At 67.5% G+C, this 5,043-nt stretch carries 5 protein-coding genes; 2 read left to right on the top strand and 3 right to left on the bottom strand.

All coding sequences use genetic code 11. From position 1 onward, the window contains the following. From I6U14_RS16285 to I6U14_RS16275, 3 genes are all read right to left on the bottom strand, one after another. On the bottom strand, positions 1 to 238 hold a 238-nt coding region (locus I6U14_RS16285), incomplete at its 3' end, for a hypothetical protein (RefSeq protein WP_296900610.1). A 230-nt stretch (positions 239 to 468) separates the two neighbouring features. Continuing rightward, positions 469 to 1,107 carry an MBL fold metallo-hydrolase gene (locus tag I6U14_RS16280; protein WP_296900608.1) on the bottom strand — a complete coding sequence of 213 codons (639 nt, stop codon included), beginning with the start codon at positions 1,105 to 1,107 and terminating at the stop codon, positions 469 to 471. 52 nt (positions 1,108 to 1,159) lie between these two features. Then, positions 1,160 to 1,792, bottom strand: coding sequence for an RDD family protein (locus tag I6U14_RS16275; RefSeq protein WP_296900606.1), 633 nt, complete (start codon positions 1,790 to 1,792; stop codon positions 1,160 to 1,162). 3 nt (positions 1,793 to 1,795) lie between these two features. On the opposite strand from I6U14_RS16275, the gene I6U14_RS16270 reads away from it, so the two are divergent. Beyond that, entirely contained in the window at positions 1,796 to 4,453 is a 2,658-nt protein-coding gene (locus I6U14_RS16270; protein WP_367115683.1) for an ATP-binding protein, read from the top strand. After that, positions 4,450 to 5,043 (top strand): response regulator FixJ (fixJ, locus tag I6U14_RS16265; protein WP_296900604.1); only part of this gene is annotated, 594 nt, incomplete at its 3' end. The genes I6U14_RS16270 and fixJ, both read left to right, overlap by 4 nt.

Below are 5,043 nucleotides of genomic sequence, written 5' to 3'. Positions count from 1 at the left end.
CGCTCGCAGACAGGGCCTTGGCGATGGCCTCGCGCTGTGTGGGTGTATAGGGGTAGGGCTCGACGAAGTGCCTGCGCGGCGGGGCCTCCTTCGCGCCGGGGTTGCGCCGCCGCTGTTGGTCGGCGCCGTCAGCCCCGGGCTTCGGCGGCTCGCCGCGCGCAGCATCGACCTCCGCCGGCGGCAGGAAGGGGCGGCGCCGCTCGGGGGAGCTCCGGGTGCTCCAGTCGGTTTTCGGCATGGCCTGCTCCGTTGCGCGTGGTCTCGCGCTTAAGGGAGATACCGATTGATTGGCCATCCTGGCCAAAAATCGGACGGAGCCGGAAGACACGGTCTCCCGGCTCCTTCATTCTTAAGCGCTTACGCGCTTAAAAATGGCGGGGCATCCTGCCCCGGACGGGAAGCGCCAACACATCGGCGCTTCCCTAAGTATGGACCGGGCGCCCGCGTCGCGCAGCGCTGCTCTGTCGGTCAGGCACCGGCGCGGACGAAGGGATTGTGGCGGCGCTCCTCGCCGAAGGTGCTCATGGGGCCGTGTCCGGGGATGAAGCGCACGTCGTCGCCTAGGGGAAAGAGCCGCTCGCGGATGGAGCGCAGCAGGTCGCCATGGCTGCCGCGGGGGAAGTCGGTGCGGCCGATGCCGCCGGCGAAGAGCACATCGCCCACCTGGGCGAGGCGAGCCTCGGCGTCGAAGAGCACCACGTGACCCGGCGTGTGGCCGGGGCAGTGCAGCACCTCGAGCCTGCGCTCGCCGAGTGTGACGACCTCGCCGTCGGTGAGCCAGCGCTCGGGGCGGAAGGCCGGCTGTGGCGGAAAGCCGAACATCTGTGCCTGCTGCGGCAGGGCATCGAGCCAGAAAGCATCGTCCTGGTGCGGGCCGAGGATGGGGAGCCCGAGCTGCTCAGCCAGCATCGGCGCGGCGCCCACGTGATCGAGATGGCCATGCGTGAGCAGGATCATGAGCGGCTCCGCGTTCATCGCGGTAAGGGCTGCCGTAATGCGCTCGGGCTCGCCGCCCGGGTCGACGATGGCCGTCGCTCCAGTGTCGGCGCAGCGCAGCAGGGTGCAGTTCTGCTGGAACGGCGTGACTGGGATGATGCGGTAGTCCACAGGGATGATGGTGGAGCTTGCAGGTTTGCGGTGGGCTCACCGGCGTGTGGCGTCAGCGCCGCTTGCGCGCGGGCTTGGCGGCAAGCACCGGCCGGGTGCCGGAGAGCCGGTCATACCAGGCGAGTCCGTCACGATCGAACAAGACCCACAGCAGGCCGGCGCCCAGCGGCAGCAGGGTGAGCGCTGCGAAGGCGAGCCGGCGCAGCGCGTCGGTCCATCCCAGCGCGCTGCCGTCGGCCCGCAGCAGCAGGGTGCGCCAACTGCGCATACCGAGGCTCTGCCGCCCGCCCGTCCAAAAGTAGATGTAGTAGGCGGCGATGACCACCAGCAGGTAGAGCTGGAACACGACCCTGGCGACGCCCGTGATGCTGTCGCGGCCCGTGAGCACGCTGAAAGCGGTGTAGAACACCGCAGCCGCCACCACCACCACGCCCACCAGGAGCATGAGGTCGTAGAGCATGGTGGCGAGCCGCCGCAGCAGCCCAGGGCTGCGGGCCTTGCTGAGGTCGGGCGTCGGCGCGGTGGCTGCGTCTGGGGTCAGGGTTTCGGTCATGACGGCAGTGTGGGGGATGCGTGGCGGGCTGTCATTGATTTGGTACATCGGGCCGTGCGCGGGCTGGAAGGTTCCGGCGCGGCTCAGGCGCTGTCGCACCTGCGAGCCGACGGTGCCATGGGTTAGACTCACGGCGTGAAACAAGCCGCCACCATGCGCCGAAGCCTGCCGACAATTGCCGTGAAGCCAGCGGCCTATCGGCTGTTGCGGTACCTGCCGATGCCGCTCATCGCGATCCTCATCGGGCTCGTGGCGGGGCTCGCGGTCTGGGGTGTGCTGGATCAGGTGCAGAGCCGGGCGGTAGAGCGCATTTTCAACAAGGAGCTTACCGCCCGGCTCGACCTGCGCTCGCGCGAGAGCCTGCTGCGCTTCGACCAGTACATGAACAACTATGCCGCCACGGCACGGCTCCTGGCGAACCATCGCCGCCTGGCGCAGTACCTGGAGCCGTTGTTCTGGTTCCCTGAAGAGAACGTGGAGCCCGTGGTGTACGAGCAGTTCCGGCCGTTCTGGCTGCCGGACTTCTTCGAGCGCAACGCGCTGTTGGCTCCGAGCCACGTCCTGCTGATGGACACCCGCGGGCAGGTGCGCGAGGTATACCAGGCCGGCACCTCGCCGCTGCCGGCGGAGCTGCTGGCCGAGGCGCGCAACTGGGTGGACGCCGGCGATGACGTGCATACCGTGCTGGCGCGCGCCGGCGACCAGCCCGTCCTGGTGGTCAGCGATCGCGTGGAGGATGCGGGTGGCTACGGCATGGGGCACCTGGCGGTGGTGGTGCCCATTGACGCGGATTTTCTGGCGGCGTCCGAGGGCAGCGTATCGGCGGACAGCTCGGCCGTGGCCCTGGTGGATTCGGACGAACAGCGCATCCTCGCCACCAACGAGCCGCAGCAGCTCATCCCCGGCACCCTGCTGGAGCAATGGAGCGAGGAGTTCGTCGTCACCTCCCAATCGCTGCCCGAGTACGAAGGCTCCAACTGGAACATGCTCTTCGCCACCTTCATCCCGCACTCGAGCGTGGAGAAGATGACCCAGCGGGTGGTGGAGTTCGAGCGCAACCAACGGCTTATCGCTGCGCTGGTATTCATCGCCGTGTTTACGCTGGTCATCTATCTGGTGTCCGCGCGCCTAAACCGGGTGCTGACGCGCATGACCCGGTTCTCGCAGCGTGCGCTCGACATCGAGCAGCCCAACTTCAAGCGCGGCGGCAACCAGCTGCTGCTGCTGGAGGACTGGATTCAGCACTTCACCAATCTGGTGCTCAAGGCGCGCGAGGAGATGAACCGGCGCCACGCGCATGAGATGCGCGAGACCGAGGCGCTCAAGGCGGCCATCATGGAGGCTTCGCTGGATGCCATTGTCACCCTGAACCGCGCCGGGCTCATCATCGATTACAACCCCATGGCCGAGGCCATGCTGGGGCTGACGGCAGCGGACGCCAAGAACGGCGATTTCGCGCGGCGGTTTCTGGATGCCGACGAGCACGCCGCTTTCCGAGACATGCTCTCGGACTCCGGCCGCCGCCAACACGGTGGCCATCGCCGGCCGCATGCGCGGGGTGAGCTCTGGGCGAAGCGTGCGGACAGCTCCCGCTTTCCGGTGGAGATGTCCATTGTCCCCATCGACATCGACGACGAGCGCGTCTACACGCTGTACATCCACGACGCTACCCAACGCAAGGCGGCGGAGCGGGAGATCAAGAGCTTGGCGCGCTTCGCAAGCGAAAGCCCGAACCCCATCCTGCGCGTGAATGCGGAGGGTCTCATCGTCTACGCCAACGCCGCGAGCCGTGCGCTGACGGATGCCTGGGGCACCGGCCCCGGCCGACTGTTGCCGGTGGACTGGACCCAGGAGGTGCATGCGGCGTTGGACGAGGGCCAGAATCGCGAGCGCGAGGACGACCAGGGCGAGCAGGTCTATTCGCTCCTGTTCGTGCCCATATCGGATCTCGGCTACGTGAACATCTACGCCCGCGACACCACCGCCGTGCGCCGGGCGGAGCAGGAGTCGCGCCAGCACCAGTCGGAGCTGGTGCACGTGTGCAGGCTCTCCACCATGGGCGAAGTGGCCACCGGCATGGCACACGAGCTGAACCAACCGCTCTCGGCCATCGTCAACTACGCCAAGGGCGCGAGCCGGCGGCTGCAAGGCGGCATGCTGGACACCGAGCCGCTTGTGGAGGCCATGCGCCAAATCTCCGCCCAGGCCCAGCGCGCCGGCGAGATCATCCGCCGGCTGCGTGCGCTGGTGGGCAAGCAGGCGCCGGTGCGCAGCGTCGTGGACCTCAATTACATGGTCCGCGAGGTGTGCGGCTTCCTGGAGTTCGAGACCGGCAAGCTCGCACTGCGCATCGAGCTGGACCTCGCCGAGGGCGAGATCCCGGTCAACGTGGACCTGGTGCAGATCGAGCAGGTGCTGCTGAACCTGGTCCGCAACGCCCTGGATGCGCTGGAGGACAAGCCGGCCGAGGAGCGCCACCTCGCCATCTTCACCCTGGTGCGCGGCGCCGAAGCCGTCGTGGGTGTGGCCGACAACGGCCCCGGCATTGCCGCGGAGCGCATGGCACACCTGTTCGATCCGTTCTACACCACGAAGGAGACCGGTATGGGCATGGGGCTGGCCATCAGTCAGACCATCATCGACGATCACGGCGGCGAGATCCGCGCCGAATCCGAGCCGGGCCGGGGTACGGTGTTCCACGTGCACCTGCCGCTGGCGGCGGAAGCGCTCGCCGCCGAGCCGCAAGCGCCCGAAGAGGCTGCACCGCCTATGGCAGCGGGGGCAGGCCGATGAGCCGGGAAGAGACCGTTTTCGTGGTCGACGACGACCAGGCCATGCGCAGCTCCCTGCAATGGCTCATTGAGTCCATGGGCATGCGGGTTGAGACCTACGACTCCGCCCAAGCCTTTTTGGATGCCTTCTACCCCGGACGGGCGGGGTGTCTGCTGCTCGACGTGCGCATGCCGGGCATGAGCGGGCTGGAGCTGCAGGCCTATCTTGCCAAGCGCGAGCACCGCATCCCCGTGATCATCATCACCGGCCACGGCGATGTCTCCATGGCCGTGAAGGCCATGAAGAACGGCGCCGTGGACTTCATCGAAAAGCCGTTTGACGACGAGGCGCTCATCGTCAGCATCCGCAACGCGTTACAGCACGATGAAAAGCAGCGTGCGCTGAGGGCACAGCGGGCGGACATTGCCGCGCGCATGGCGGAGCTCACCCCGCGCGAGCACGAGGTCATGACCATGGTCACGGACGGCAGATCCAATAAAGAGATCGCGACGGCCTTGGGTGTCAGCGCCAAGACCGTCGAGGTCCACCGCGCCCGGGTGATGGACAAAATGCGCGCAGACTCACTCGCCGAGCTGGTGCGGATGGTGATG

This window comes from Thiohalocapsa sp. (genome assembly GCF_019695415.1).
GTDB lineage: Bacteria > Pseudomonadota > Gammaproteobacteria > Chromatiales > Chromatiaceae > Thiohalocapsa.
The sequence above is the reverse complement of the archived record's forward strand: the minus strand, read 5'-3'. Positions and strand labels throughout refer to the sequence as shown.